The following is a 26778-nucleotide window of genomic DNA, read 5'->3' as shown; positions in this document are numbered from 1 at the left end:
TCTGCAAAAAAGGAAGGCGAGCGCTGAGCTGGCCCCTCATCGCATCCAGCAAACGCTGCATGGCATCTGACACTATTTCCGACAGCAAGTGCCGAAACAGAACCAGGATGAGAAGCCTCAAGTCGTTATCGAGCCTGTCTGACGATTATTCGCCAGCAGCGGTTTCTTCGACTTCAACGAACTCGTCAGGACGACCTTCTTTCGCTTTGCCACATGCATCAGCAATGGCTTTAACGTAAATCTGGATCGCACGGATGGAGTCGTCGTTACCGGGGATAACGTAGTCAACGCCGTCGGGGTTGGAGTTACTATCGACAACACCGATAACGGGAATGCCAAGCTTGTTGGCTTCGTTGATGGCGATGCGCTCGTGGTCAACGTCGATCACGAACAGTGCATCAGGCAAGCCGCCCATGTTTTTGATACCACCGATGGAGCGCTCGAGTTTTTCCTGCTCGCGCGTTGCCATCAGGACTTCTTTCTTGGTCAGCTTGTCGAAGGTGCCGTCTTCGTGCATCTGTTCGAGTTCGCGCAAACGCTTGATGGACTGACGAATCGTCTTGTAGTTGGTCAGCATGCCGCCCAACCAGCGATGGTTGACGTAAGGCTGACCTACACGGGACGCTTCTTCGGCAATGATCTTGCCCGCTGCACGCTTGGTACCAACGAACATGATCTTGTTGTTACTGGCGGCCATCTTCTCGACCACTGCAACGGCTTCATTCAGCGCAGGCAGGGTGTATTCGAGGTTGATGATATGAATCTTGTTACGCGCACCGAAAATGTACTGACTCATTTTCGGGTTCCAGAATTTGGTCTGGTGACCGAAGTGCGCACCTGCCTTGAGCAGGTCGATCATTTTAACTGCCATGAAACTTCTCCTTGAATCGGGTTACGCCTCCACGCACCCCATGGATCCGACCGCTTGCGCGGCACCCGGGACCATGTGCCGGAACGTGTGTGGTGTTTTGATTTCAATATCAGACGTAGTCATCACGTCCGTTTAGGTAAACGCCCCCATTTGGGCAAGCGCATTGCTGAGCTGAAAGAAGCGGGTTCCAGCAGTCTCAGGCGCGGCTTTATACCACAATGCCGGTCAAAAAAGAAGCATCGCCGCCCTTGCGCAGCCCCCTTACCAGTTGCTTATCAAGCAGCCTTCAGGTTCGCCAAGAAGCTGCTGAGGCGATATGCTTGCGCCATTCCATTCGGTCGCCAGCCCTTGCTTTTGCAGAGCACCGCCGACCGATGCCTACCCTATTCCTGACGACATATTCAGCACCAGGCAGAGGAGCCTTCAGCACCATGAATATCCCTATCAATACGCCCGAACAGATCGACAAGCTCCGCATTGCAGGCCGACTGGCAGCCTCCGTGCTGGAGATGATCGAGCCGCACGTCAAGGCGGGAGTCTCCACGGGTGAACTGGACCGTATCTGCCATCGCTATATCGAAGATGATATCGAGAGTGTTTCCGCCACCATCGGCTACCACGGTTACCAGCACGCCAGCTGCATTTCGCTCAACCATGTGGTGTGCCACGGTATCCCTGACTTCAACAAGAAGCTGAAAAAGGGCGACATCCTTAATATTGATATCACCATCATCAAGGATGGCTACTACGGCGATACCAGCGCGATGTTCATCGTGGGGGAAAATATCAAGGGGCAGCGCCTGTCACGCGTCACCCAGGAGTGCCTGTACGCATCCATGAAGATGATTCGCCCTGGGGTACGCCTCTCCGAGCTGGGTCGCTGCATTCAACAGCACGCCGAAGCCAATGGATTCAGCGTAGTGCGTGATTTCTGTGGACACGGTATTGGCACCGAATTCCACCAGGACCCGCAAATTCTGCATTACGACGGCTATGATGCCGCCACAGATGCGGTACTCGAAGAAGGCATGTGCTTCACCATTGAACCGATGATCAATGCCGGTGACTGGCCTACCAAGGTGCTGAAGGATGGCTGGACAGCCGTGACCCGCGATAAAAGCCTCTCGGCGCAGTGGGAACATACCCTGATCGTGAGCGCTGATGGCGTTATCGTTACCACCAAACGGGAAGATGAAGATCTTTCCTTCCTGGGTGGCGAGTACGCTTAGCACAGCGAAACGCTCGACCTCCCCTTCTGCCGCCAACACAACAACTCCAGGCCGACTGCTACCGAGGTATTGAACGCTATGCTGCTGCATCACTACCAGTTTACCCCCGCTCAGGACATTCTTGATGAAGCCGGGCTGGAAGCCGAACTCGCCGCGCTGGATGCACAATTGGGACAGCGAGTGTCGCCACAGCACATCGCTGCCTTCAAACAGCGCATCAGCGATCTGTCAGCGACCCTTGACGAACGCTTCCGTCAGGGCAGCGATATTCGTGATCTGGTACGCGGGCGTAGCTGGGCGATGGACAAACTGTTGGCGATCGCCTGGCAGCGCATGGAGTGGCCTGCCGATCACGCCGAGATTGCGCTGGTTGCTGTCGGCGGTTACGGACGCGGTGAACTGCACCCTTACTCGGATATCGACTTACTGATATTGCTCGGCAGCAGCGACGACAGCGCCCTGCAAGCGCCACTGTCAGCCTTTATTACCCTGCTGTGGGATTTGGGGCTGGCGATCGGTCATAGCGTGCGCACGCTCGACGAATGTGTTGAAGAGGCGCGCAACGATGTCACGGTGATTACCAACCTGCTGGAAACACGCACTCTGGAGGGGAACGCTCAACTGCGTGACACCCTGATGCAGCGCATCGACGTTAACCATATGTGGCCCATCGAAGTTTTCTATCGGGCCAAGTTCGAAGAGCAGCAGCAGCGGCATCTCAAGTTCAACAACAGCGAATATGGCCTGGAGCCGAATCTCAAAGGCTCTCCGGGCGGGCTGCGCGATCTGCACACCATCGTCTGGATTGCCAAGCGCTATTTCGGCACCGAAGAGCTGGATGATGTAGTAAAGCACGGTTTCATGACCGACTCCGACCTGCGCGTCTACAGCCACGGGCAGGCGTTCCTGTGGCAGTTGCGCTACGCCCTGCACATGCTGACGCAGCGTCCCGAAGATCGCATGCTGTTTGATCACCAGCGTGCCGTGGCAAAGCTGTTGGGCTATCGCGATCGTACCGGCAGCCTCGCGGTTGAACAGCTCATGCACCGCTATTACGTGATGGTAGGCGCCATGGCGGAGCTTAACGATATGCTGCTGGTGCATTTCGCCGACTTAATGCTGTCCCCCTCTTCTGCTGCGCCTCCCGTTGTGCTCAACAAACGTTTCAGCGTACATCGCAATCTGATTCAGGTGCGTTCTGCCAGCGTCTTCAAGCGGCGTCCGGGCGCCCTTCTGGAGCTTTTTTTGCTGATGGCGCAACACCCTTCCATCAAAGGGGTCGATGCGCAAACCATCCGGCTGATTCGCGAACATCGTCATTTGATCGACGACAGCTTCCGCCATGATGTGCGCCACCACTCCCTGTTTATGGAGCTGCTGCGCAGCGGCGGCAATGTGGCACGCCAATTGGCACTGATGGCGCGCTACGGTGTGCTGGGCAACTATCTGCCTGAATTCGGTAACATCGAAGGATTGATGCAGTACGATCTCTTTCATATCTATACCGTCGATGCTCACACCATGAGGGTGCTGTCGCGCTTGCAGAGCTTCCGTTCAGCAGAGACCGAGCGCGACTTTCCGCTTCCCCACAAGCTGATCCGCCATATTCCCAAACTTGAACTGCTGTGGATTGCCGGCCTGTTTCATGATCTTGGCAAGGGGCGTGGCGGCGACCATTCTCAGCTGGGTGCCATTGATGTGCGGCATTTTTGCGAACGCCATGATCTGTCGTCGCACGATACCCAGCTCGTCAGTTGGCTGGTGGAGAACCACCTCCTGATGTCATGGACAGCACAAAAGCGCGATTTGGCCGAGCCAGACGTAATCAGTGATTTCGCGCTACGGGTACGCAGCGAGATGTACCTCGACTATCTATACCTGCTGACCGTGGCGGATATCGACGCAACCAATCCAACCCTATGGAACAGTTGGCGCGCGGCATTGCTGAGAACCCTGCACAGTGAAACCCGACGGGCGCTAGCCAGAGGACTGGAACACCCCTTTGAGCGCACCGACTGGATTGAAGATACCCGCACCGAGGCGCGCAAACTGCTGGCTGCGCGTCATGTGAGTGAAGAGAGCTATCAGGCGCTGTGGGCCGCCTTCGGGGCCGACTACTTCCTCGCCTATTCACCGCAGGAAATCGTATGGCAAACCATCGCCATTCTACAGACCCAGAAGCGCCCTCTGGTGCTGATTTCAGCCCCTGAAAGCGACGCTGAAGATGGCGGTACCAAAGTATTCATTAACACGCGCGAAGCCAATCACCTGTTTGCGGCTACCGCTGCTGCCATTGATCAGCTCAATGCTTCGATTCACGATGCGCGTATCATTTCTACCGAGGATGGCTGGGCGCTCAACACCTTCCTGCTGCTGGATGATGAAGGCCATGCCATTCGCGCGCCGGGCACTCTGCGCGAGATCCATGACGTGCTGACCGAAGCCCTGACCGATCCCGACGAATACCCCCACATCATTAGCCGTCATACTTCTCGCCAGTTGAAGCATTTCAGGGTGCCGACCCAAACCCACTTCAGCCAGGATAACGCTCATCAGCGCAGTATCGTTGAGATTGTGGCGGCCGATCGGCCCGGACTGCTGGCGCGGGTGGGGCGCATCTTCGTTGAATTCGATGTTTCTATCGTTAACGCTCGCATCGCCACCTTCGGCGAGCGCGTCGAGGATGTCTTTTTCATTACCAATCGCAATGGTGAACCGCTGGATGAAGCAAGCGAGGCGCAGGCACTGATGCAACGCCTGCGCGAAGTGCTGGACGCGGAGGCTTGAGCGGCACTTGTCTGGTACACTCTCGCGCAATTGCTGCAACGGGTGAAAAGCCTGTCCGCACTCGCTCACTGACATGAGGATGCTCCCATGCCTGCCACTCTTTACGGCCTGAATAACTGCGATACCTGCCGCAAAGCGCGTCGCCTCCTTGATTCCCTCGGTGTTGATTATGCCTTCGTGGATTTGCGCGCCGAGGCTAGTGACAGTGACGGGAAGCTCGACAAGACACTGGTTGACTGGTTCTTTGACCATGCCCAGTGGGACACCCTGATTAATCGCCGCAGCACTACCTGGCGACAGCTCGATCAGCAGCAGCGTGACACGCTAAACGCCGATTCAGCGCGCTCACTCGCCATAACGTATCCGACGCTGTTGAAACGACCACTGCTCGTGACAGGCGAGCAGCTACTGGTCGGCTTTGATCAACACGCGTATGAGCAGCTTGCTCAGCACTAACCTTTTCTCCCGCTTACTTTTCGTTGAAGGATTTCACTATGTTCAGTTTTGCTCTCGGTACCGGCACTCAGAATAGCAAGGGCGAATGGCTCGAAGTCTTCTTTCCGGCGCCACTGCACGCCCCCGCTGCCGCCCTTGGCAAGGAAACCCGCCGGGCGCTGAACGCCGCCGACGACGCACGCGTTATTCCTTTCGACACTGCGCAGTGCAAGGAGCTTGCTGCCGCTCTGCGCGGCGCTGGTCACGACGATCAAGCGCAGGTGGCAGAATCTCTGGCTGCGGCAACCCGCCCGCTGGTGGCTGTTGTGCTCGACGAAGATACCGCCCCCGAAAGCGTGCCTGAAGCCTATCTGAAGCTACAGCTCATCTCGCATCGACTGGTGAAGCCGCACGGCACGCGCCTCGACGGTATCTTCCCGGTGCTCAAGAACATTGCCTGGACCAATGAAGGCCCCATTGATGTAGAAGAGCTGGCAGCTCGCCGCCTGCAAGCGCGTCTGGAAGGCCGTGCGCTGGATGTCGGGTCGGTGGATAAATTCCCCAAAATGACCGACTACGTGATGCCCTCCGGCGTGCGTATCGGTAATGCACTGCGCGTGCGTCTGGGCGCCTACCTCGGTGAAGGCACCACCGTCATGCACGAAGGTTTCTGCAACTTCAATGCCGGCACTGAAGGCCCTGGCATGGTGGAAGGCCGCATCTCCGCAGGTGTCTTCGTTGGTGCCAACTCTGATCTGGGTGCGGGCTGCTCAACCATGGGCACCCTGTCAGGCGGCGGCAACATTGTTATCTCCTTCGGTGAAAACTGCCTGATTGGTGCCAACGCTGGCTGCGGCATTCCGCTGGGCGATCGCTGCACCATCGAAGCGGGGCTTTATATCACTGCTGGCACCAAAGTGACGATTATTGATAACGAAGGCAATGAAGTGAATACGGTCAGCGCCCGCGAATTGGCTGGATATTCCGATCTGCTCTTCATTCGCCACTCCGTGAGCGGTCGTGTTGAGTGCCGCACCAACAAGACGGCCATTGCATTGAATGAAGCGCTGCACGCGCATAACTAACGCGGCGGTGGTCGGACAGCACTATTCACTGTTCAAGGAAGAGGCCGGTCTTGCAGCTGGCCAACCTGATACCTGTACGCCTGTGACAACAACACACGCGTCGCTCACTGAAGGAAATCCCGCGCGTCATGTCGCCATCCGCCCCCCAGCCCTCTTTATCACCTACGCTAGCGCTCGCTTTCGAGCTGATCGCGCGCCCTTCGGTCAGCCCCGATGATCAAGGCTGTCAGCAGTTGATTGCCGAGCGCCTGAAGTCGCTTGGTTTCACCCTCGAATGGATCGAGCACAACGGCGTCACGAATCTGTGGGCGACCCATGGCGAGGGCACTACGCTCGCCTTCGCGGGACATACGGATGTGGTCCCCGCCGGGCCGGCTGAACAGTGGCAGACCCCGCCCTTCGAGCCAGTCATTGATGAACACGGCTATTTGCGTGGCCGTGGCGCTTCCGACATGAAAGGAGGGGTTGCCGCCTTTGTGACGGCGGTTACGCAGTTCGTCGAACAGCACCCGCAGCACTCCGGACGGCTGGCGCTGCTGATTACCAGCGATGAAGAAGGACCGGCCATTGATGGCACACGGTTGGTGATTGATCGGCTGAACGCGCGCGGCGAGTGCATCGACTACTGCGTGGTCGGTGAACCTTCCAGCAGTCAACGTCTCGGTGACACCATCAAAAACGGTCGGCGCGGATCGCTGAGCGGGCACCTGCTGGTGAACGGTATCCAAGGGCATGTCGCCTACCCCGACAAGGCGCGTAATCCGATTCACATGGTGAGCGCGGCATTGGCGGCACTCGTGGCCGAGCGCTGGGATGATGGCAACGATTTCTTTCCTGCCACCACCTTCCAGATTTCGAACTTCACTGCCGGTACTGGCGCAACCAACGTCGTGCCAGGTCAGGCCGATATCCACTTCAATTTTCGCTTCTCCACCGAAAGCAGCGCCGAGCAGCTAATGGCGCGTGCCGAAGCCATTCTTCAGCACCATGGGCTGCACAAGGGCGACCACTATCAGCTGGACTGGACGCTGTCAGGCAAGCCGTTTTTAACCGAGCCTGGCAATCTGGTAAATGCTGCGCGCAGTAGCATTCAAGCAGTGACCGGCACCCATGCCGAACTCTCCACCTCGGGGGGCACGTCTGATGGGCGCTTTATTGCCACGTTGGGTGGGCAGGTGATCGAACTGGGCGTGAAAAATGACACGATCCACCAGGTGGATGAACGTGTGCTCGCCAAGGATATTGATACCCTTACCAGCATCTATGAAGGTATCATCACGCGTCTGCTGGGCAGTGAGGAGGCTTGATGAACGAAGAGCGCTATCCCGATATCGAGGTATATTTAGCCCCTCTGAATATCCGTGTATTAAACGAGTGGCTAAAACAGCGGCTTCATGTCGAACTGACAAGTGCCGGCAAGCGCCAATGGGCAGGCACTGGCCTGTCCGAGCAAAAGCAGCCTCTTCCGGTGCTTTTGATGGAATCCGTAGCCGACAGCTTTGCCAGTTTATGGATTGATAGCCCCGACTCGCCCTGGGCAAGAGATATCGACCTCGCCCGCGATTTGAATGCAGCCCTGGGGGTTGAGGTACGCTGCTCGCTGGGCGGCTGGCATCCAGGCGATGCGCCGGATCGCTTCTTCCGCATTGCGTGCGACGGCAGCGAAGGGGTTATGGAGTGGCCCGACCACCACGCCGGCTAATATTGACCGCAGGTGATTGAAAGGCCAATAAAAAACGCCTCCGAAGAGGCGTTTTCCTGCTATCAGCAGCACACGTGTTACGTAATGACGGTGACATCTTCTGCCTGTAGGCCACGATCGTTTTCGATCGCGTGATAACGAACGCGCTGGCCTTCTACCAGGGTACGATGCCCCTTGCCGCGAATGGCGCGAAAATGGACAAACACATCTTCGCCACCTTCCCTGGTAATAAAACCGTAGCCTTTGTTGACATTAAACCATTTAACCTCGCCCACTTCGCGATCATCGTTCTCGATTTGCGCAATGTTCGCCAGTTGGGGAGTCAGTAATTGCATGGCAAGGGTAGCGATAATCAAGACGATAAAGCTGCCCGCCACTGCCAGCAGATAAACTGTTAACAAGCCACCGTTGGAGGCAATGTCATTCAGTAGCGCGGAGTAATACTCGCTATCTGAAAGAGACACACAAAAACCAATTAATGGCGGCGCCAACAGTGCAAGTAACACACTAATAATGATACAACGTAGAAGGGATTTAGCACTCATTACAACCATTCTCTCTAATCAATCAGTGCCGCGTGTCGTCACACTTCGAAAAACGCGGAACAGCCGAGCTTAATAATGTTTGATTCAATAAAAAACACCCGCAGGACTCCCACTTATGAGTGACCCAAGGCATCTCGCTGATAGTAACATGCCCATACACACACTGCTCGAACAACAGAGCGCGCGTATCGAGACGCTGGAAATGCGTGTGACCTATCAGGAAGACTGGCTCGAAAAGCTCGATACTCGTCTGTTAGAGCAGCAACGCCTTATTGAACAGCTGCAACAAGGCCAACGGCTGCTGCTGCAACGGTTGCAGGAAGAGCATGACAGTCAAGGCGGCGAATATGACTGGCATACGCTGGATGAGCGCCCGCCTCATTACTGATGCGTGTTTGCAAGACGATGAGCGAATGGCTCGGTACTTCCATAATCGGTACTTCCCATAAGAAGCCCCGCAGACGATACCAACGCCTGCGGGGCTTTTCTCTTCACGCTAATGGAGCGCTAACGCGGCCCTGTTATGCGTGCGGCACGCTGGGGTCGAGCTTGTCGAGAAAGCGCTCGGCATCCAGCGCGGCCATGCAGCCACTTCCCGCTGAGGTAATCGCCTGACGGTAGATAGAGTCAGCCACGTCACCCGCAGCAAATATACCCGGAATGCTGGTTTGGGTAGCATTGCCCTGAGTGCCGGAAGCAATCTCGATATAGCCGTCACTCATGGCGAGCTGCCCGGCAAAGATATCGGTGTTGGGCTTGTGACCAATGGCGATAAATAGCCCCGGTGCGTCGAGTTCAGTGATGCTGCCATCCTTGACCGAGCGCACCTTCACGCCGGTAACGCCAGTGTTATCGCCCAGCACTTCATCGACTTCATGATTCCAGAGAATATCAACGTTGCCATTCTCGGCCTTTTCCAATAGCTGTTGCTGCATGATTTTTTCGGCACGCAGCGAATCGCGACGATGCACCAGCGTCACCTTAGAGGCGATATTGGACAGATAAAGCGCCTCTTCTACCGCAGTGTTCCCGCCACCGACGACAACGACCTGCTGGTTACGGTAGAAGAAACCGTCACAGGTGGCACATGCTGAAACGCCCTGACCGCGGAAGCGGCTCTCGGATTCAAGGCCGAGATAAAGCGCCGAGGCACCTGTCGCGATGATCAGCGCATCACAGCTATAGGTGGTTTCGCCCCCTTTCAGGGTAAAAGGCCGCTCGGTCAGCACCGCTTCAGTGATAAAGTCGGTCACGATTTCAGTCTCGAAACGCTGTGCGTGACGACGCATACGCTCCATCAGCTCCGGCCCTTGCACGCCGTCGGCATCGCCGGGCCAGTTATCAACCTCAGTGGTCGTGGTGAGCTGCCCGCCTACTTCCACACCGGTAATCAGCATCGGCTTCAGGTTGGCGCGAGCCGCATAGACAGCCGCTGAATAGCCTGCCGGTCCAGATCCCAGAATAATAAGTGAACGGTGAATAACCTCTGACATGGAAGCCTCGAAGTGCTTTAAGCACGCAAAACAGTGAGAAAATCGCTCCAATGGTACTACGCGAAACACGCTATCGGCGCCAATAAGCGCCAAGCGATGTCACAACGCCCGCTCCATAAAGCGATCCTTCGGAAATTTTACGCAAGGTATCCAAGCAGCCGCCCGACTGCAACCTATAGCGATGATTGCAGCAGACCATTACCGGCTTCGATGGCCGCCCATGCCCTTCCGGCATCTATCCACAGCACCAGTGACGCCTGATGTGTGACACAAATGGGTAATTGCAAAATTTCTATCGTTTTTGACACAATCGCCGTAGTCATAAATTGTCTACACTAAGGAAGACAATCACGTCGCTGGCGGCAATTCCATGGGCCACGGTGATCACAATCAGCATTTAACCGTGTTCTTGGCGATGGAGCTAACGTCCAGCGACTCAAAAACGACCGCCTGACAATACCGGCGGCATCTTGATGAAGGAGGCGCGAGATGAGTTCGCAAGATCCGGCTAACACCTTTGCCGAACTTCCTGTAGGAGACAAGCGCTATGGTTACTATAGCCTTGCCCGTGCAGAGAAAGCCTATGGCGATATCAGTAAACTGCCCTTCACCCTGAAGGTATTGCTCGAAAACCAGCTACGTAATATTGATGGCACCACGACTACCGAAGAAGACGCACAAGCGCTGGTAGAGTGGCAGCAGCAGCGTCGCTCCACCCGCGAAATCGGCTATCGCCCCGCCCGAGTGCTGATGCAGGACTTCACTGGTGTGCCCGCTGTCGTCGATCTTGCCGCCATGCGTGATGCGGTAGCAGAGCTGGGCGGTGACCCCAAGCGCATCAACCCGCTCTCTCCTGTCGATCTGGTAATTGACCACTCGGTGATGGTCGATCGCTTCGGCAATGCCGAAGCCTTCGATGACAACGTCGAACTCGAAATGAAGCGTAACCACGAACGCTATCAGTTCCTGCGCTGGGGCCAGCAGGCGTTTGACGACTTCAGCGTAGTGCCGCCCGGCACCGGTATCTGTCACCAGGTCAATCTGGAATACCTCGGCAAGTCGGTGTGGACCCGCGATATTGACGGTAAAACCGTCGCCTACCCCGATACTCTGGTCGGCACTGACTCCCACACCACCATGATCAATGCACTCGGCGTGCTGGGCTGGGGCGTAGGCGGTATTGAAGCTGAAGCGGCAATGCTCGGCCAGCCGGTGTCGATGCTGATTCCGGAAGTAGTAGGCTTCAAGCTGACCGGCAAGCTCAAGGAAGGTATCACCGCAACTGACCTGGTGCTGACTGTCGTTCAGATGCTGCGCGAAAAAGGCGTAGTCGGGAAATTCGTTGAGTTCTATGGCGATGGCCTGAAAGACCTGCCCCTCGCTGACCGCGCAACCATTGCCAACATGGCACCTGAATATGGCGCAACCTGCGGCTTCTTCCCGGTAGATGAAGAGACCCTGCGCTACATGCAGCTTACCGGTCGCAGCCAGGAACAGATTGATCTGGTCGAAGCCTATGCCAAAGAGCAGGGGCTATGGCGTCTGCCAGGCCATGAGCCGGTCTTTACCGATACTCTGGCGCTCGATATGGGCAGCGTCGAATCGAGCCTCGCTGGGCCGAAACGCCCGCAGGATCGCGTCGCGCTCAGCGCCATGACCTCGACATTCCGCAAGATTCTGTCTGAATCCAGCGCTGATGCGGCGCAGCAAGCCAAAAGCGAATGGACCGATGAAGGTGGCGCTACTGCAACTTACGACATAGACGCCTACCATGAAAATCCCAATGTTGAGTACGAAGGTCAGCGTTTCCGCGTTGACGATGGTGCTGTCGTTATTGCCGCCATTACCTCCTGTACCAACACCTCGAACCCCAGCGTAATGCTGGCGGCAGGCTTGCTGGCCCAGAAAGCCGTCGCCAAGGGATTGACCACCAAGCCATGGGTAAAAACCTCGCTTGCTCCCGGCTCCAAGGTAGTGACTGATTACCTTTCTGCCGCCGGTCTTAACGACTCCCTTGATGCTCTCGGCTTCAACCTGGTGGGCTACGGCTGCACCACCTGTATTGGCAACTCAGGGCCGCTTGCCGCGCCTATCGAAAAAGCCATTCAGGATCATGACATTACGGTTGCAGGCGTGCTCTCGGGCAACCGCAACTTCGAAGGACGCATTCACCCGCTGGTACAAACCAACTGGCTGGCGTCACCGCCCCTGGTGGTTGCCTACGCGCTGGCAGGCAATCTTCAGGTGGATCTCTCGAAGGATGCCCTGGGTCATGACAAGGATGGCAATCCGGTCTATCTCAAGGATATCTGGCCTTCTCAGGCAGAGATCGCCGATGCGGTAGAGCAGGTGAAAACCGATATGTACCGCAAGGAGTACGCGGCTGTTTTCGAGGGCACCGAAAGCTGGCGCTCCATCGACGTTGCGCCTTCTGAAAGCTATCAGTGGAGCGACAGTTCGACCTATATCCAGAACCCGCCGTTCTTCACTGGAATGCAGGCCACGCCCAGCGCCATCAGTGACATCAAGGGCGCACGAGTGCTGCTGAAACTGGCCGATTCGGTAACCACGGACCACATCTCCCCCGCTGGCGCGATCAAAAAAGATAGCCCCGCCGGACGCTACCTTCAGGAGCACGGTGTCGAGCCGGTAGATTTCAACTCCTACGGCTCACGGCGTGGCAATTTCGAGGTAATGACGCGTGGCACCTTCGCTAACGTGCGTATCCGTAACGAAATGCTTGATGACGTGGTAGGCGGCTACACCCGCTATGTAGGCGATGGCCCTCACAATGGTGAGCAGATGGCGGTGTACGACGCGGCAGTTAACTATGCCGAGAGCAATACGCCGCTGGTTGTCCTGGCCGGGAAGGAGTACGGCACCGGCTCGTCTCGCGACTGGGCCGCCAAGGGCACCAATCTGCTGGGCGTGCGAGCGGTGATTGCCGAGTCATTCGAGCGTATCCACCGCTCCAACCTGATCGGTATGGGCGTGCTGCCCTTGCAGTTCCCGGAAGGTCAGGACCGCAACAGCCTGGGGCTTACCGGCGACGAAACCTTCAGCATTACAGGGCTTGAAGGCATGGAGCCAAGCGGCACCATCAAGGTGACGATCGAGCGTCAGAATGGTGAAACCTTCGAGCTTGATGCAAAAAGCCGCATCGACACCGGTAACGAGCTGGAGTACTACCGTCACGGCGGTATCCTCCACTACGTACTACGTAGCCTGCTGAGCCATTAACAGCAGAGTGAAGACCACCCATAGCGACGGGGCGCCTGACAGCGCCCCGTTTTTTTATCGCGGTTCTGCCCCCGTTCAGCGACAGGGTTGAATTCCACGCTCAATGGCAGCATAACCAAGGGCAGATACATTCCCGATAAATGCCCTTCCGCATTTACGCACTGCTATACAGGTACCCAACATGGCCATTGTTGATCCGCGCACCGGCGCCCCTCTTACCTCCGATACCACAAGCTCGACAGGATCGTCCTCGGCAGCTCAGGGCGGTGCCAACAGCGCTGATGTCATCGTTGATGTCGATCTGCAAAACTTTCAGCAGGTGGTGCTGGAAGGTTCCATGAAAGGTGCCGTGCTGCTGCTCTCGTGGAGCGCGCAGGCGGACTCCTCTGCACTAACCACCACGCTTGAGAAGCTGGCCCGCGAATATCACGGCGGCTTCCTGCTCGCGAAGCTGGATGCGGGTGCCAACCCTCAAGTAGCCGCCCAGTTGGGTATTCGTTCAATTCCCGATGTGAAGCTGATCGTACAGGGCCAGCTCTACGATCAGTTCCAGGGTGATCTCCCCGAAAGCCAGATTCGCCAATGGCTCAGTCAGCACATTCAGGCACCCGCGGATGCTGGCGTGCCCCTCGACCAGCAGGCGGCTCAGGCGCTGGAAGCAGGCGATACCCAGCAAGCGCGCGAACTTTACACCCAGCTGATTGAAGCTGAACCAACCAGTGCCGAGCATCGCGTGGGCCTCGCTGAAGTGTTCGCCACCGAGGGAGATACCGCACAGGCACAAGCACTGCTTGATGCGCTGTCGCCGGAACAGCAAGGCTCAGCACGCGCTAAAGCCCTGAAAGCACGTCTGGGCTTCGCGGGTGAAGCGCCTTCCCATGAAGAGATCGCTGCGCTTGGCGACCAGGACGACAGCAATGCCCGCTTCAAACGCGCCTTCCGCCAGATTGCAGATGGCCGCTATGAAGAAGGTCTGGAAGGCGTGCTCGCGATCATGAAGTCGGATCGCGCCTACGGCGATGATGCTGCGCGTAAAACGCTGCTGAAGGTGTTTGAAGCCTTGGGCAACGATCACCCGCTGACGATTGAATATCGCCGCAAGATGTTTGCCCTGCTCTACTGATTGACTGACTCTGTCAAAACCAGCGCCCCGTGCAACTAACTCTCTTTGCACGGGGCGTTTTCTATGAGGGCATCGAATATTTCGCAGCGCCCCTACACCACTTTAGCGACAGATTCAGGTGCTTGTTGGCAATAGTGACTACCGCCCCCACCCATTGGGAAATCATCCAGGCGAGAGAAGAGACTAGCAAGGAAAGTGATGTGGTTAATTCGCTGGAGTACCAAATTGAAGCCGCACTGAATGTGTACTGTATGCCTGAAATGCTCGCTCAAGATGCCTGCACGCATGCGCTTCATCTGCTTTCTGATACCCACGGGCGCTGGAATGCAGGACTTCACTAGCGGAAGCATATACACGCCCCATGATTTTCCAGTTGACCTTCCCACGATGGTAAGCCTTACTCTTCCCACCTATCGAATCCGAACGACGGGACACTCACCATGAGCACTTCAGCAACCAACGATGCTCGCGTCACCGCTTCTATCAGCCTGCCCATTGAAGGAATGGCCTGCGCAAGCTGTGTTGGCCGAGTCGAAGCGGCACTCGCCAAAATAGAGGGCGTCAGCAGCGTCTCCGTGAATCTGGCGACAGAGCGGGCAGACGTTAGTCTGGCAGGCCCCGTTGATCGCATGGCACTGGTTCAGGCCATCGAGAAATCAGGATATGAAGTGCCCGCCAGTACCGTCGAACTGGCGGTGGAAGGCATGACCTGCGCCTCCTGCTCGGGGCGTGTCGAGAAAGCGCTCAACGCTCTCCCCGGCGTCACCGAGGCCACGGTCAATCTGGCAACCGAACGTGCCACCGTGCGCGGCGTTGCTGATTCGGAAGAGCTGATCTCTGCCATTGAGAAGATCGGCTACGACGCCCGACCGGTCGATAACAACGCGCAAGCCGACGAAGAAGCCGCAGAGAAAAAAGACGCTGAGCGTGCCCGTCTCAAGCGCGACCCGATACTGGCAGCGGTGCTTGCCCTGCCCGTATTTGTGCTCGAAATGGGGTCACACATCATCCCCGGCATGCACGCATGGGTGGCGTCTACCATCGGTATTCAGCAGAGCTGGTATCTGCAATTCATTCTGACGCTGCTGGTGCTGGCCGTGCCGGGCAGACGCTTCTATGAAAAAGGTATTCCTGCCCTGCTGCGCCTTGCGCCGGATATGAACTCGCTGGTCGTGGTCGGTACTGCTGCCGCCTTCGGTTTTTCGGTGATCGCCACCTTCGCGCCCAGTCTACTGCCTGCCAATACGGTGAACGTCTATTACGAAGCCGCCGCCGTCATCGTCACGCTGATCCTGCTGGGCCGCTTCCTTGAAGCGCGTGCCAAGGGGCGCACCTCCGAAGCGATCAAGCGTCTGGTCGGTTTGCAGGCCAGGGAAGCGCATGTGCTGCGCAATGGCCGCATCATCGACATTCCGGTCAATGACGTGGTTCTGGGCGATATCGTCACAGTGCGTCCCGGCGAAAGCGTGCCGGTCGATGGTGAAGTAACCGAGGGCCGCAGTTTTGTGGACGAGTCGATGATTACCGGTGAACCCATTCCCGTCGAAAAGTCGGTGGGCAGCACGGTGGTCGGTGGCACGATCAACCAGAAGGGAGCATTGACCCTAAGCGCCACCGCCGTGGGCGGGAAGACCATGCTCGCGCAGATCATTCGCATGGTCGAACAGGCGCAAGGCTCCAAACTGCCGATCCAGTCCGTGGTCAGCAAAATTACGTTGTGGTTTGTGCCGGCAGTGATGCTGGCCGCCTTGTTGACCTTTGTAGCCTGGCTGACCTTCGGCCCAGCACCGGCACTGAGCTTCGCCCTCGTTAACGCCGTGGCCGTGCTGATCATCGCCTGTCCCTGTGCGATGGGGCTGGCCACGCCAACTTCCATCATGGTCGGTACGGGGCGTGGCGCAGAGATGGGGGTGCTGTTCCGCAAGGGCGAAGCCTTGCAACTGCTCAAGGACACCCGACTGGTGGCGCTGGACAAGACCGGCACCCTGACCAAAGGCCGTCCGGTATTGACCGATCTCGACATCGCCGAAGGCGCTGAGCGCAATGCCGTGCTGGCGAAGGTGGCCGCGGTGGAGTCACACTCGGAGCACCCCATCGCCCGCGCTATCGTCGAGTCCGCCCAGGAGAGCGGTATCACCTTACCGACAATCACCGACTTCGATTCGGTAACGGGAATGGGAGTACGCGCCACGATGGAAGGCGTTCGAGTTGAGGTTGGCGCAGATCGTTTCATGGGTGAACTGGGGCTGAATATTGAGGAGTTCGCCGCGACCGCCGAGCGTTTGGGCAGCGAAGGTAAATCGCCCTTGTATGCCGCTATCGACGGGCGACTGGCCGCCATCCTTGCGGTTGCTGACCCGATCAAGCCCAGCACGCCCGCCGCGATTGCCGCACTGCATCGGTTCGGCCTGAAGGTAGCGATGATTACCGGCGACAACGCACGCACCGCTCATGCCATCGCCCAGCAGCTCGGCATCGACGAAGTAGTGGCCGAGGTATTGCCCGAGGGCAAGGTGGAAGCCGTGCGGCGATTGAAATCATCCCACCACCAGGTCGCCTATGTGGGCGACGGTATCAACGATGCGCCTGCGCTGGCCGAGGCCGATGTGGGCCTGGCGATCGGCACCGGCACCGATGTAGCGGTGGAATCAGCCGATGTCGTGCTGATGTCGGGCAATCTGCAAGGTGTACCCAACGCCATTGCGCTCTCCAGGGCCACCATCGGCAATATCCACCAGAACCTGTTTTGGGCCTTCGGTTACAACACCGCGCTGATTCCGGTGGCTGCTGGGGTGCTCTACCCCGCCTATGGCGTGCTGTTGTCGCCTATTTTTGCCGCTGGCGCGATGGCACTCTCCAGCGTATTCGTACTCGGCAACGCCTTGCGTCTGCGTCGCTTCCAGCCACCGTTGGCAGCGGATAGCGCTCATTGAACCAGGGAGATAACCATGAATATCGGTGAAGCCTCCAGGGCATCCAAAGTCTCGGCCAAGATGATCCGCTACTACGAACAGATCGGATTGATTCCCGCTGCCGAGCGGACGGCGTCAGGCTACCGCACCTATTCCCAGCCAGATATCCACCGTTTGCACTTCATTCGCCGCTCCCGCGACCTCGGCTTCTCCGTGGCTGAAATCACTGATCTGCTGGGCTTATGGAACGATAAAGCGCGTCACAGCGCTGACGTAAAACGCGTTGCCCAGCAACATATCGCCGAATTGGAGCACCGTATGGAGAAGATGCGGCAGATGACGGAGACGCTACGTGCGCTGGCCGACTGCTGCGCAGGTGATGAGCGGCCTGAGTGTCCGATTTTGGAGACATTGCAGCAGCCCGATGACTCGCCTTCAGAGTCGAAGGAGCATACGGAGCGATAGCCCACCGCAAGAGTGACACGCAGAACTGACGACGCTGAAACTAAAATGGCCTGCTTGAGCAGGCCATTTTGCGGGGATTAATTCATTTCGCCCCATGATCTTCCAACGTATTCATTCAAACCGAAGAAGCGCGTTACTCCTCGCGCGGCGGGAATCCTGCTTCACGCAGCGCTGTCACAATCGCCTCACTGGAGGCCGAGGTGTGCACCTCTACCAGACGGGTCGGCGGGTCCGTAACAATCTGCGCGTCAGGATCGACCGACTGGATCGCTTTGGTGACGGTGCGAGCGCAGCCGCCGCAATGCATATCATCGAGATGGAATTGCATGGAAAGCTCCTTTCACGTTTGTGATGTGGGCACTCTAGACCTTGCCACGGTTGGAAGGTCAAGCAGACAGCGGCGAAGTCCCTTCATACTTACGACAGAATACAGGCGCCTGTTCTTCATCGCGCATGTATTCAGCTTCTGTGTATCAGCGATACAAGCAGAAATAGTGCACTAACGATTGGTGCTCGGCCCCAGCAGTGCGTCCATTCTCTCCAGCGCCTCTCCAATAATCGCTGTCGGGGCACCCAGATTGATACGCACAAACCCGGGCCAGCCAAAATCGGCCCCATCAGAAAGCCCTACCCGCGCCTTCTCAAGCAGCACCTGCTGCGGATTCTCCCCAAGCCCTGCATGGCGGCAATCGAGCCACGCCAGAAAGGTCGCCTGCGAGGGAATACAGGTAATTCCTGTCCAACGTTCTACGTGGCGTTCAAGCAAGGTCAGGTTGCTGCGCAATACCTTCAGCAATTCGAGGCGCCACGCATTGCCTTCGCGGTAGGCCGCTTCCGTGGCGATCAAGCCCAGCACATTGTGAGACGGCATCAGCCCTTCACAGCCGTCACGAAAGCGCTGACGCAACTTAGCATCCGAAATAACGGCACAGCACGTAGTCAACCCTGCAATGTTGAAGGTTTTGGTGGCGGCCCATAGCGTAATGGTGCGGCGAGCAATACGGGCGTTCATTGACGCCAGAGGAATATGCCGACACTCTGGCGCCACGATAAGATCGCAGTGCAGCTCGTCCGAGCAGACCAGCAGGTCATGGCGCTCAACGAAGTCGGCCAGCCACTCAAGCTCTTCATGATCGAAAACGCGACCAGTGGGATTATGCGGATGGCACCATAGCAGCATTCGCGTGCGTGGCGTGACGACGTTTTCAAAAGCATCTCGATCCAGATGCCAATGTGGTATCTCATCACTGGGCGGCAGCATCGGCACTGTCAGCATGGTACGTCCGGTCTTTTTCCCCACATCCAGAAAAAGTGGATAGATGGGCGTTACCGTCAGCAGTTCATCGCCCGGCTCTGTCAACGCGAGGCTTGCGACATGCAGCGCTGGCACGGCCCCAGCCAGCCACTGCTGCCAGGCAGGTTCTATCTGCCACTGATAGTGATCGAGACTCCACTGGCACAGCGCCTCAACCAACGCTTTTGGCGGTGCGGTGTAGCCAAATAGAGGATGCTCGGCAAGGCGTTCCTGTAGTGCCTCGACAATCACTGGCGCCACCGCAAAGTCGGTATCTGCTACCCATAATGGCAATACATCTCTCGGGTAGCGCGTCCATTTTTTGGAAGGGTGAAGTCGCCGGTCCCAGCGTGAGGTAAAATCGAATTCCATGCAGTTACCTTCAAACCAGTGAGTGATCAATTGCCCAGACTATGACCCAGCTTTCCTTTTATGCCAAGGCGATGACGGGCCTGCCGCTGCTGGTGGCACGCCTGGTCAATAACGCCGATGCTCCTGTGGAGCGGCTCGCCATTATTCTCGGCGACACCGCGCGTATTGCCGATCTGGGCGCTCCCGCCGAAAACCCTGAACCATCGCACGTTGCGCTGTGGCAACAGCAAAAACCGCCGCTATGGATTGCCAAAACCGCGCTGTTCCTGCTGGTGCAGATGCCGAGCCGCCCACTACCCGACAGCGATGAAGAGCGCGCGGCATGGGCCTATACCTGGCTGCGTATTCGCTCTTATGCATCGCTGGAAGCCGCGCTGACAGCCCTGCCCGAAGCGGCCCGCTTTTCGCTGCGCCCCTACCTTGAAGATGCCTGGAGCGATATTCAGGGACAACGTTTGCTGTGACGGTCTGATAGTATAGCTATCAGAAAAATGGCAGAGACAGAGGCAACCATGGCGCAGACGCCAGCTATCGCGCTGCTTGAAAAGAACAGTATTGCGCACAGGGTGATCGAATTCTCCTCCGCTCAGCACGCTGGCGATTACGGCCGCTCGGCAGCGGCTGAACTTGGTCAGAGTGAGCAGCAGGTCTTCAAGACCCTTATGGTCGAGCTGGATGGCAAAAAGCTGGCGGTAGCGATGGTGCCAGTGGCTGATCAGCTTGATTTAAAAGCGGTCGCGCAGGCGTTTGCGGCACGCAAGGCGCGTATGGCGAATCCTCAGGATGCGCAGCGGGCCACCGGCTATGTGGTAGGCGGTATCAGCCCACTGGGGCAGAAGAAGCGCGCCCCCTCGGTGATTGATGCCAGTGCCCTGACATTTGACGAAATTTTTGTCAGCGGCGGGCGGCGCGGTCTTGAGATCGCAATAGCCCCCCAGGCATTGATCGACCTGCTCGATACCACGGTTGCCACCATCGCGGCTGGAAGCGCTTAGCTTCTTCTGCCCAGACAGTTCTCACTTCATCTTATTTCAGCGTTTCAGGACACTACATGCTTAACCGCGTTGACCTTCCCCCTACCCCTGAGCAGCTCGACATCATCGCTGACCAGCTTGGCCGCAAGCCCAAAGGCATTCAGGCAGTCACCGCTATCGACAGCAATGGCACACCGCTCGCCATTCGCATGCACTCATTGGTGGATAAGGCCCCCTTCCCCACGCTCTATTGGTTATGCAGCGATCGCTTGAAAGTAGAGCTTTCCCATCTTGAAGCAGCGGGCGTGATCAAGGCGCTTGAGGCGCATTTGCTCGAAACACCAGAGCTGATGATGGCCTACCGTCGTAGCCACGAGGAATATGTGGCGGACCGCTGGCGCTTCATGACACCCGAAATAAAAGCCGAGGTCGATACGCTGGGGTTTGCCACGCTACTGAAAGAGCGCGGTGTCGGCGGTATCAGCAACTGGCAGCAGGTGCGCTGCCTGCATACCCAATATGCACACCACCTCAGCACGCATAATGCGATCGGCGCATGGATTGATCAGCACTATCCTGAAGTGGCGGCAGCCATCGCCTGATTCCCCTTTACCGATACTTCTGCGGCAGCGCCGCATGCAAAGCAAAAAGGAATACTCTCATGACCAGCGTTTGTGTATACATGGGATCTCGTGACGGCGACTCTCCACAGTGGGGTGAAATGGCCGAGCATGTAGGACGACGCATTGCCGAGCGCGGCTGGCGGTTGGTGTATGGCGGCGGCAATGTCGGTCTGATGGGCCGCTGCGCCAACGGTGCATTGAATGCGGGCGGCGAGGTGATCGGTGTAATTCCCGATAACCTGATGCAGCTCGAAGCTGGTCACCGTAGCGTGACAGAACTGATTCAAGTGCCCGATATGCACACGCGCAAGGCGCGCATGAGTGCACTTTCCGATGGATTCATTGCCCTGCCGGGCGGTATCGGCACCTTCGAGGAGCTGTTCGAGATCTGGACATGGTCCTATCTGGCGCTGCACCGCAAACCGTTGGCAGTGCTGAACGCTAATGACTTCTATACGCCGCTGATCGAATTCCTGGAAAAGACAGCGCACCATGGATTCATGAGCCGGACAACTCTGGATAGCCTGCATGTTGACGACAACATTGATACGCTGCTCGATGCCATGTTTGGCGCGCAGTAGTCCGCACGCTTTTATCACACGAACACATAGCTCTTGGCCGTACTTCATAGGCCCATGCTTGCGGCAGGCAATCACAGCGTCAGGCCAATCCGCCCTAACTCACCGGTGATGCGGATTGGCATTTCCCTTCTCCGTATCAATATTTCCGTGCACACAAGGAGCGATCATGAGGTTTTCTTCTCTAGGTGATACCGGTATTCAAGTCAGTCGGCTGTGTCTTGGTACCATGACCTTCGGTGAGCAGAACACTGAACAGGAAGCTCATCAGCAGCTGGATCGAGCGATGGAAGCCGGTATCAACTTCATTGATGCCGCGGAGATGTACCCGGTTCCGCCGAAAGCGGAAACCCAGGGGCTGACCGAGCGCTATATCGGTAGCTGGTTGAAGGCGCGCGGCAACCGTAGTGATCTTGTGCTGGCCAGCAAGGTAGCCGGCCCCAACCGCGATATGCAGCATCTGCGCGGTGGGCCTCGTCTTGATAAAACGCACATTACTCAAGCGGTGGATGCTAGCCTGCAACGGCTTGGCACCGATTACCTTGATCTTTATCAGCTGCATTGGCCCGAACGTTCAGCCAACTTCTTCGGCAAACTGGGATTCACTCCCGACCAGAATGAAGAGGCTATCTCGCTTCAGGAAACGCTAGAGGCGCTTAAAACACTGGTGGATGCGGGAAAAGTACGGGCCATCGGTCTATCGAATGAAACGGCGTGGGGCACCATGAAATGTCTCCAGCTTGCCAGTGAGCAGGGGCTTCCACGGGTGGCGAGTGTGCAGAACCCTTACAATCTGCTGAATCGTAGCTACGAGATAGGTCTGGCGGAAGTCAGTTATCGCGAGAATGTGGGGCTTTTGGCCTACTCGCCGCTGGCATTTGGAGTATTGAGCGGCAAATACCTCGAAGGGCAACGGCCAGAAGGCGCACGTTTGACGCTGTTTGAGCGTTTCAAACGCTACGCTTCGCCACTGGCCGAAGAAGCAGCGGCGGCCTACGTTGGTATCGCCCGCGATCATGGACTTGATCCCGCGCAAATGGCGCTGGCCTATGTCAATACACGCCCGTTTTTGACCAGTAATATTATCGGCGCGACTACCCTGGAACAGCTCGACAGCAATATCGCCAGCGAGTCACTTGTGCTCTCTGACGATGTTATCGACGCTATCGAGAATATCCATCGTCGCCTCCCTAACCCCTGCCCCTGAATGTGAGACACTACTTTTCAGCCCATTTCATGCTCCCTTAATGGGAGCATGAGCGACAAGTGGTAACCTTCACCTTCACGCTGATAGGATGCGCGCATGCTAAGCGTTATTTCGCCTGCAAAATCGCTGGACTTCGAAAGCTCACCGCCGTTCGAGACGCATACTCAGCCAGATTATCTGGAATCGAGTAAAACGCTGATTGATCTGCTGCGTAAGCTAACGCCAGCCCAGCTCTCCAGTCTAATGGGCATCAGCGATAAACTGGCGCAGCTAAACACGGCGCGCTATGCCGAGTGGCATACGCCGTTCAAGCTGGATGACCAAGAGAATCCTGCCAGGCAGGCGATCTTTGCCTTCCAGGGTGATGTCTACATAGGATTTGATGCCGCCTCGCAATCGAAGGAAGTCATCGAGCGCGGCCAGCGGCAATTGCGCATACTATCAGGGTTATATGGGCTGCTCAGGCCGCTGGATCTGATTCAACCCTACCGGCTGGAAATGGGCATCAAGCTGTCTAACCCAGCGGGCGATACGCTGTATGATTTCTGGCGCGAACGCGTAACCGACGATCTGAGAGACGCGATCGACGCCAGCGGCAGCCCGGTACTCATCAACCTTGCGTCGAATGAATACTTCAAGGTCATTGATCGCAAGCGTTTGGATAGGCGCATTATCTCACCTGTTTTCAAGGATGAGAAAAACGGAAAGCTCAAGATCATCAGCTTTTATGCCAAGAAGGCACGCGGACTGATGGCCGCCTGGATTCTCGACAACAACGTAGATGATCCTGAGCAATTGAAACACTTTGACAGCGCTGGCTATGCATTCAATGCGGCGCTGTCTACTGAGAACGAGTGGGTCTTTACACGCGGTGAGCACTAGGCTTGCCCGATAAAGACTCCTCACATGGCGTGAATTAACCAGGAGTTGCCAATAATGCGACAGCTGATTATTACCCTGCTGGTCGGGTTTATGACGTTTGGGATCGCGGTAGATAATGCCGATGCCCGGCGTTTCGGGGGCGGTGCCAGCATGGGCCATTACTCGCGTTCCAGTAGCGCGACCAGCGGCAGCGCGGCTTCTACGCCTCGCCAGGCGCCTGCGTCGCGCCCAGCAGCAGCGGGAAGTCGTTTCATGGGGCCAATGGCAGGGTTACTTGCTGGCGGACTTATCGGTGCGATGTTCTTTGGCGGCGCCTTCAATGGCCTGCGCTTCGCTGACATTCTATTGATTGCCCTGGTGATCTTCGGCATTTACCTGTTTATGCGCTCACGCCGACAGGCTTATGCCAGCCATCAGCAGACAAGCCAGCATTACCAGCAACATCAGGGGCAGCAGCCTCAACAGCAGGCATTTAATGCGACTCAGGCTGGCGGTGGCAGCTACGGAACAACGCCAACATGGTTTAACCGTGAACGCTTCCTGGAAGATGCCAAAGCGCACTTCACTAACCTGCAAAAGTCATGGGACGCTAATAATCTGTCCGACATGCAGGATTACGTAACGCCGGAGCTTTACAACCTGCTGCGCCAGGAGCGAGCCAAACAGCCTGACAACAACAGTACTGAAGTGATCAAGCTATTTGCGGAGCTGGGTAATATTCAGCAGTTTGGTCAAAAAGCCGAAGCCTCTGTACTGTTCCATGGGGTTATCAAAGAGAATGGTGAGCAGAACGAATTCAGCGAAGTATGGCATTTGGTACGCGATGTGCGTGACCAGGCCCCCTGGTATATTCAGGGAATTGAGCAGCGCTAGAATCCTTTCTTCACCAGCTATTGAGCTAGTAACAACCGCCCCGCCTTTCTGGCGGGGTTTTTTATTACCACCAAACTCCGCACACTCCCCACATACATCGAGCCCACGCCATTCTTAATCACTTGAAGTTGCTTCTAGAAGCGAGTTTTAGACACAAAAAACCCCAATACAACGCTGGGTTGTATTGGGGGTAGTGGCTGTATTGATCCATTAAAAAATCAAGTACAGAGCACCCTCCATGGCGCTTGCCACTCTACACGATCAACAGGCGATTAATTATCACCATGGACGGACTGTGATGCGCTGTCTTTAGCATCACCAGCTGCGTCTTTTGCCTTGTCCCAGGCATCAGAGGCCTTTTCTTTAGCACTTGCGCCAGCATCGGAGTCATCCGCCGCATCAGAAGCTTGATCTGCTGCATCGGAAGCCTTGTCGGCAGCATCGTCTGCTGCATCAGCCGCGTCATCTGCTTCATCGGAAGCATTTCCAGTCGCGTCATCAGCGGCGTCAGAAGCATTATCAGCAGCTTCGCTTGCTGCGTCGGATGCATTGTCTGCGGCATCAGAAGCGCTATCAGCCGCTGCGCTTGCTGAATCAGATGCACTATCGGCAGCATTGTTAGCGGCGTCGTTGGCGTTATCGGCAGCCTCAGAAGCATTATCAGCAGCACTATTAGCTGCTTCAGTTGCGCTGTCGGCAGCGTTATTAGATGCCTGATCGCTCGAAGAGCCGTTGTCACAGCCCGCCAGAGTTGTCATTACAAAAACGCTTGCAGCCATCATTCCCAGCAGCTTTTTCATTACAATACTCCCTTAAGACAGAAAAGGTGCGTTACTCATTACTAGCGTGTTTGATCATATTAGCAAAAGGAAGAAACAGCGCGCGTAAACTAAGGTAACGAATGTAGTGTAGTCTGTCACTTATTGAGAAACCAACTTCGGACATCAATTTTTACCGTTAATCTGGCATTTGTCCAGAGCGACCTTTCGGTAAGCTCGCCAAACCCGGAAGCGTACAACAACTAACAGCCAGTTTTTCAATGCCGGTGATTCGCTCTTCATTCTTGCACTGGTAACGAAGCAGCCATTCACACGCGGTGGTTACTCGCCGCTATGAGATTCGGCACTATCGGTAGCGTCAGAAGCGTTATCTCTGGTTTCGGAAGCCTTATCGTCTACACTGCCAACAAAGTCGGAAGCCTTGTCGTCAGCGCTGTCAGCGGTATCGGAAGCTTTATCTCTAACCTTGCCGGCCATATCAGATGCTTTATCGCTGGCCTTGTCCGCAAGGTCGGATGCCTTATCGCCCGCTTTGCCAGCCAGATCGGAGATTGTCTCTTTAGCGTTACCGGCAGCGTCAGAAACCTTGTCAGCAGCGTTGTTTACTGCGTCTGATGCTGTCTGGTCGGAGTCAGATCCATTATCACATCCAGACAGTGCAGCAATCACCAAGGCACTGGCAGCCATCATTCCCAGAATTTTTTTCATACCGAGACTCTCTTATGTGCGAACTCAAAATCACATGAATAACGCATGTGAGGACTCTATATAGTAATAAACCAGTCCAAAGAGCAAGAGAAAAACGCTCTCTTGGCATCAAATCAAGTTTTCAATAAGGTGTATCGCTATGATGGATAAATAAGTCACAAAATTTAATATACTGAAAATGCTAGAAATACTGGTTACAAAAAACAACAATAACGACGAACCATTAGAGCACTGAATACAACCCAGATCGTTATTAGGCCAGTATTCTCTTATAGATGTGCGAAGCTCGCGACCTTTACCTTTAGCCTGCAAGTTCACCACTCTCCACAGCCCCCTTCCCCCGCCCACCGAGTAACAGGCGCTGCCCCCACACTATCAGCAGCAACTGCGAACACCCTTCCCCTCTTTTCTTCCCGACAAGAAAAAACCCCGGCCAGCGATGCTGATCGGGGTTTTAAAATAAATGCCTGACGATGACCTACTCTCACATGGGGAATCCCCACACTACCATCGGCGCTAAGCGGTTTCACTTCTGAGTTCGGCATGGGATCAGGTGGTGCCCGCTTGCTAAGGTCGTCAGGCAAAACTGGTGTCGTTACCC

General features: G+C 56.3%; 26 protein-coding genes and 1 rRNA gene. 19 read left to right on the top strand and 8 right to left on the bottom strand.

Features of this window, described 5'->3' with window-relative positions:
• Positions 1-145: 145 nt before the first annotated feature.
• The gene (rpsB, locus tag L881_RS0103820; protein ID WP_025732393.1) at positions 146-871 is read right to left on the bottom strand and encodes a 30S ribosomal protein S2; all 726 of its coding nucleotides are present in this window, start codon (positions 869-871) and stop codon (positions 146-148) included.
• Between the two features lie 431 nt (positions 872-1302).
• Between rpsB and map the strand changes: the two genes are divergently transcribed.
• The 6 genes from map (at position 1303) to L881_RS0103790 (ending at position 8109) form a co-directional block, all read left to right on the top strand.
• Positions 1303-2100, top strand: coding sequence for a type I methionyl aminopeptidase (map, locus tag L881_RS0103815; RefSeq protein WP_025732392.1), 798 nt, complete (start codon positions 1303-1305; stop codon positions 2098-2100).
• Positions 2101-2178: 78 nt separating this feature from the next.
• Complete coding sequence (gene glnD / locus L881_RS0103810; RefSeq protein WP_025732391.1) at positions 2179-4887, top strand: [protein-PII] uridylyltransferase; 2709 nt, start codon at positions 2179-2181, stop codon at positions 4885-4887.
• 87 nt (positions 4888-4974) lie between these two features.
• The gene (locus tag L881_RS0103805; RefSeq protein ID WP_025732390.1) at positions 4975-5343 is read left to right on the top strand and encodes a Spx/MgsR family RNA polymerase-binding regulatory protein; all 369 of its coding nucleotides are present in this window, start codon (positions 4975-4977) and stop codon (positions 5341-5343) included.
• 38 nt (positions 5344-5381) lie between these two features.
• On the top strand, positions 5382-6407 hold the full coding sequence (gene dapD, locus L881_RS0103800) for a 2,3,4,5-tetrahydropyridine-2,6-dicarboxylate N-succinyltransferase (protein ID WP_025732388.1): 1026 nt from the start codon (positions 5382-5384) through the stop codon (positions 6405-6407).
• Between the two features lie 128 nt (positions 6408-6535).
• Complete coding sequence (gene dapE / locus L881_RS0103795) at positions 6536-7714, top strand: succinyl-diaminopimelate desuccinylase (RefSeq protein ID WP_025732386.1); 1179 nt, start codon at positions 6536-6538, stop codon at positions 7712-7714.
• Positions 7714-8109: a hypothetical protein gene (locus tag L881_RS0103790; protein WP_025732384.1), complete on the top strand. Its 396-nt coding sequence runs from the start codon at positions 7714-7716 to the stop codon at positions 8107-8109. The genes dapE and L881_RS0103790 overlap by 1 nt, the downstream gene beginning before the upstream one ends.
• Positions 8110-8186: 77 nt before the next feature.
• Here L881_RS0103790 and L881_RS14030 read toward each other — a convergent pair whose 3' ends face one another.
• Entirely contained in the window at positions 8187-8573 is a 387-nt protein-coding gene (locus L881_RS14030) for a cold-shock protein (RefSeq protein WP_342664096.1), read from the bottom strand.
• A gap of 229 nt (positions 8574-8802) precedes the next feature.
• Between L881_RS14030 and L881_RS0103780 the strand changes: the two genes are divergently transcribed.
• Positions 8803-9042 (top strand): SlyX family protein, encoded by a 240-nt coding sequence (locus L881_RS0103780; RefSeq protein ID WP_025732382.1) that lies wholly within the window; start codon positions 8803-8805, stop codon positions 9040-9042.
• A gap of 133 nt (positions 9043-9175) precedes the next feature.
• Here the strand turns inward: L881_RS0103780 and trxB are convergent, their stop codons facing one another.
• Entirely contained in the window at positions 9176-10147 is a 972-nt protein-coding gene (gene trxB, locus L881_RS0103775) for a thioredoxin-disulfide reductase (RefSeq protein ID WP_025732381.1), read from the bottom strand.
• 489 nt (positions 10148-10636) lie between these two features.
• Here trxB and acnA point away from each other — a divergent pair, with 489 nt between their 5' ends.
• The 5 genes from acnA to cueR all read left to right on the top strand — a co-directional run bounded on the left by acnA (position 10637) and on the right by cueR (position 17887).
• Positions 10637-13387: an aconitate hydratase AcnA gene (acnA, locus tag L881_RS0103770; RefSeq protein WP_025732380.1), complete on the top strand. Its 2751-nt coding sequence runs from the start codon at positions 10637-10639 to the stop codon at positions 13385-13387.
• Between the two features lie 181 nt (positions 13388-13568).
• Positions 13569-14510, top strand: a complete 942-nt coding sequence (locus L881_RS0103765) for a tetratricopeptide repeat protein (RefSeq protein WP_025732379.1) — start codon at positions 13569-13571, stop codon at positions 14508-14510.
• Between the two features lie 134 nt (positions 14511-14644).
• Positions 14645-14851, top strand: a complete 207-nt coding sequence (locus tag L881_RS13725) for a hypothetical protein (RefSeq protein WP_156926492.1) — start codon at positions 14645-14647, stop codon at positions 14849-14851.
• Between the two features lie 99 nt (positions 14852-14950).
• Positions 14951-17443 carry a heavy metal translocating P-type ATPase gene (locus L881_RS0103755; RefSeq protein WP_025732378.1) on the top strand — a complete coding sequence of 831 codons (2493 nt, stop codon included), beginning with the start codon at positions 14951-14953 and terminating at the stop codon, positions 17441-17443.
• A 15-nt stretch (positions 17444-17458) separates the two neighbouring features.
• Positions 17459-17887 (top strand): Cu(I)-responsive transcriptional regulator, encoded by a 429-nt coding sequence (gene cueR, locus L881_RS0103750; RefSeq protein ID WP_025732377.1) that lies wholly within the window; start codon positions 17459-17461, stop codon positions 17885-17887.
• Between the two features lie 133 nt (positions 17888-18020).
• Here the strand turns inward: cueR and L881_RS0103745 are convergent, their stop codons facing one another.
• Together L881_RS0103745 and L881_RS0103740 are read right to left on the bottom strand one after the other, a co-directional pair.
• Positions 18021-18215 (bottom strand): heavy-metal-associated domain-containing protein, encoded by a 195-nt coding sequence (locus L881_RS0103745; RefSeq protein ID WP_025732376.1) that lies wholly within the window; start codon positions 18213-18215, stop codon positions 18021-18023.
• Positions 18216-18386: 171 nt separating this feature from the next.
• Positions 18387-19553, bottom strand: a complete 1167-nt coding sequence (locus tag L881_RS0103740; RefSeq protein ID WP_025732375.1) for a MalY/PatB family protein — start codon at positions 19551-19553, stop codon at positions 18387-18389.
• A gap of 41 nt (positions 19554-19594) precedes the next feature.
• Here L881_RS0103740 and L881_RS0103735 point away from each other — a divergent pair, with 41 nt between their 5' ends.
• From L881_RS0103735 to L881_RS12785, 7 genes are all read left to right on the top strand, one after another.
• Positions 19595-20017: a hypothetical protein gene (locus L881_RS0103735; protein ID WP_025732374.1), complete on the top strand. Its 423-nt coding sequence runs from the start codon at positions 19595-19597 to the stop codon at positions 20015-20017.
• A gap of 48 nt (positions 20018-20065) precedes the next feature.
• Complete coding sequence (gene ybaK, locus L881_RS0103730) at positions 20066-20548, top strand: Cys-tRNA(Pro) deacylase (protein WP_025732373.1); 483 nt, start codon at positions 20066-20068, stop codon at positions 20546-20548.
• 56 nt (positions 20549-20604) lie between these two features.
• Complete coding sequence (locus tag L881_RS0103725) at positions 20605-21129, top strand: DUF501 domain-containing protein (RefSeq protein WP_025732372.1); 525 nt, start codon at positions 20605-20607, stop codon at positions 21127-21129.
• 59 nt (positions 21130-21188) lie between these two features.
• Positions 21189-21731, top strand: coding sequence for an LOG family protein (locus L881_RS0103720; protein WP_025732371.1), 543 nt, complete (start codon positions 21189-21191; stop codon positions 21729-21731).
• A gap of 166 nt (positions 21732-21897) precedes the next feature.
• Complete coding sequence (locus L881_RS0103715; RefSeq protein ID WP_025732370.1) at positions 21898-22935, top strand: NADP(H)-dependent aldo-keto reductase; 1038 nt, start codon at positions 21898-21900, stop codon at positions 22933-22935.
• Between the two features lie 96 nt (positions 22936-23031).
• Positions 23032-23817, top strand: coding sequence for a peroxide stress protein YaaA (yaaA, locus tag L881_RS0103710; RefSeq protein WP_025732369.1), 786 nt, complete (start codon positions 23032-23034; stop codon positions 23815-23817).
• Positions 23818-23871: 54 nt separating this feature from the next.
• Complete coding sequence (locus tag L881_RS12785; RefSeq protein ID WP_034578582.1) at positions 23872-24690, top strand: Tim44 domain-containing protein; 819 nt, start codon at positions 23872-23874, stop codon at positions 24688-24690.
• 272 nt (positions 24691-24962) lie between these two features.
• Here L881_RS12785 and L881_RS0103700 read toward each other — a convergent pair whose 3' ends face one another.
• The 3 genes from L881_RS0103700 to rrf form a co-directional block, all read right to left on the bottom strand.
• Positions 24963-25490: a hypothetical protein gene (locus L881_RS0103700; RefSeq protein ID WP_025732368.1), complete on the bottom strand. Its 528-nt coding sequence runs from the start codon at positions 25488-25490 to the stop codon at positions 24963-24965.
• Between the two features lie 300 nt (positions 25491-25790).
• Positions 25791-26177 (bottom strand): hypothetical protein, encoded by a 387-nt coding sequence (locus tag L881_RS0103695; protein WP_025732367.1) that lies wholly within the window; start codon positions 26175-26177, stop codon positions 25791-25793.
• Between the two features lie 465 nt (positions 26178-26642).
• A 5S ribosomal RNA gene (gene rrf / locus L881_RS0103690) occupies positions 26643-26758 on the bottom strand.
• Between the last annotated feature and the right edge of the window lie 20 nt (positions 26759-26778).

This window comes from Carnimonas nigrificans ATCC BAA-78 (assembly GCF_000526695.1).
GTDB lineage: Bacteria > Pseudomonadota > Gammaproteobacteria > Pseudomonadales > Halomonadaceae > Carnimonas > Carnimonas nigrificans.
This window is presented reverse-complemented; position numbering and strand designations above follow the sequence as displayed.

Excerpts from the sequence above, each read along its gene's own strand:
- rpsB (WP_025732393.1), bottom strand. The coding sequence starts at position 871 with ATGGCAGTTAAAATGATCGACCTGCTCAAGGCAGGTGCGCACTTCGGT.
- map (WP_025732392.1), top strand. The coding sequence starts at position 1,303 with ATGAATATCCCTATCAATACGCCCGAACAGATCGACAAGCTCCGCATT.
- glnD (WP_025732391.1), top strand. The coding sequence starts at position 2,179 with ATGCTGCTGCATCACTACCAGTTTACCCCCGCTCAGGACATTCTTGAT.
- L881_RS0103805 (WP_025732390.1), top strand. The coding sequence starts at position 4,975 with ATGCCTGCCACTCTTTACGGCCTGAATAACTGCGATACCTGCCGCAAA.
- dapD (WP_025732388.1), top strand. The coding sequence starts at position 5,382 with ATGTTCAGTTTTGCTCTCGGTACCGGCACTCAGAATAGCAAGGGCGAA.
- dapE (WP_025732386.1), top strand. The coding sequence starts at position 6,536 with ATGTCGCCATCCGCCCCCCAGCCCTCTTTATCACCTACGCTAGCGCTC.
- L881_RS0103790 (WP_025732384.1), top strand. The coding sequence starts at position 7,714 with ATGAACGAAGAGCGCTATCCCGATATCGAGGTATATTTAGCCCCTCTG.
- L881_RS0103780 (WP_025732382.1), top strand. The coding sequence starts at position 8,803 with ATGCCCATACACACACTGCTCGAACAACAGAGCGCGCGTATCGAGACG.
- trxB (WP_025732381.1), bottom strand. The coding sequence starts at position 10,147 with ATGTCAGAGGTTATTCACCGTTCACTTATTATTCTGGGATCTGGACCG.
- acnA (WP_025732380.1), top strand. The coding sequence starts at position 10,637 with ATGAGTTCGCAAGATCCGGCTAACACCTTTGCCGAACTTCCTGTAGGA.
- L881_RS0103765 (WP_025732379.1), top strand. The coding sequence starts at position 13,569 with ATGGCCATTGTTGATCCGCGCACCGGCGCCCCTCTTACCTCCGATACC.
- L881_RS0103755 (WP_025732378.1), top strand. The coding sequence starts at position 14,951 with ATGAGCACTTCAGCAACCAACGATGCTCGCGTCACCGCTTCTATCAGC.
- cueR (WP_025732377.1), top strand. The coding sequence starts at position 17,459 with ATGAATATCGGTGAAGCCTCCAGGGCATCCAAAGTCTCGGCCAAGATG.
- L881_RS0103745 (WP_025732376.1), bottom strand. The coding sequence starts at position 18,215 with ATGCAATTCCATCTCGATGATATGCATTGCGGCGGCTGCGCTCGCACC.
- L881_RS0103740 (WP_025732375.1), bottom strand. The coding sequence starts at position 19,553 with ATGGAATTCGATTTTACCTCACGCTGGGACCGGCGACTTCACCCTTCC.
- L881_RS0103735 (WP_025732374.1), top strand. The coding sequence starts at position 19,595 with ATGACCCAGCTTTCCTTTTATGCCAAGGCGATGACGGGCCTGCCGCTG.
- ybaK (WP_025732373.1), top strand. The coding sequence starts at position 20,066 with ATGGCGCAGACGCCAGCTATCGCGCTGCTTGAAAAGAACAGTATTGCG.
- L881_RS0103725 (WP_025732372.1), top strand. The coding sequence starts at position 20,605 with ATGCTTAACCGCGTTGACCTTCCCCCTACCCCTGAGCAGCTCGACATC.
- L881_RS0103720 (WP_025732371.1), top strand. The coding sequence starts at position 21,189 with ATGACCAGCGTTTGTGTATACATGGGATCTCGTGACGGCGACTCTCCA.
- L881_RS0103715 (WP_025732370.1), top strand. The coding sequence starts at position 21,898 with ATGAGGTTTTCTTCTCTAGGTGATACCGGTATTCAAGTCAGTCGGCTG.
- yaaA (WP_025732369.1), top strand. The coding sequence starts at position 23,032 with ATGCTAAGCGTTATTTCGCCTGCAAAATCGCTGGACTTCGAAAGCTCA.
- L881_RS12785 (WP_034578582.1), top strand. The coding sequence starts at position 23,872 with ATGCGACAGCTGATTATTACCCTGCTGGTCGGGTTTATGACGTTTGGG.
- L881_RS0103700 (WP_025732368.1), bottom strand. The coding sequence starts at position 25,490 with ATGAAAAAGCTGCTGGGAATGATGGCTGCAAGCGTTTTTGTAATGACA.
- L881_RS0103695 (WP_025732367.1), bottom strand. The coding sequence starts at position 26,177 with ATGAAAAAAATTCTGGGAATGATGGCTGCCAGTGCCTTGGTGATTGCT.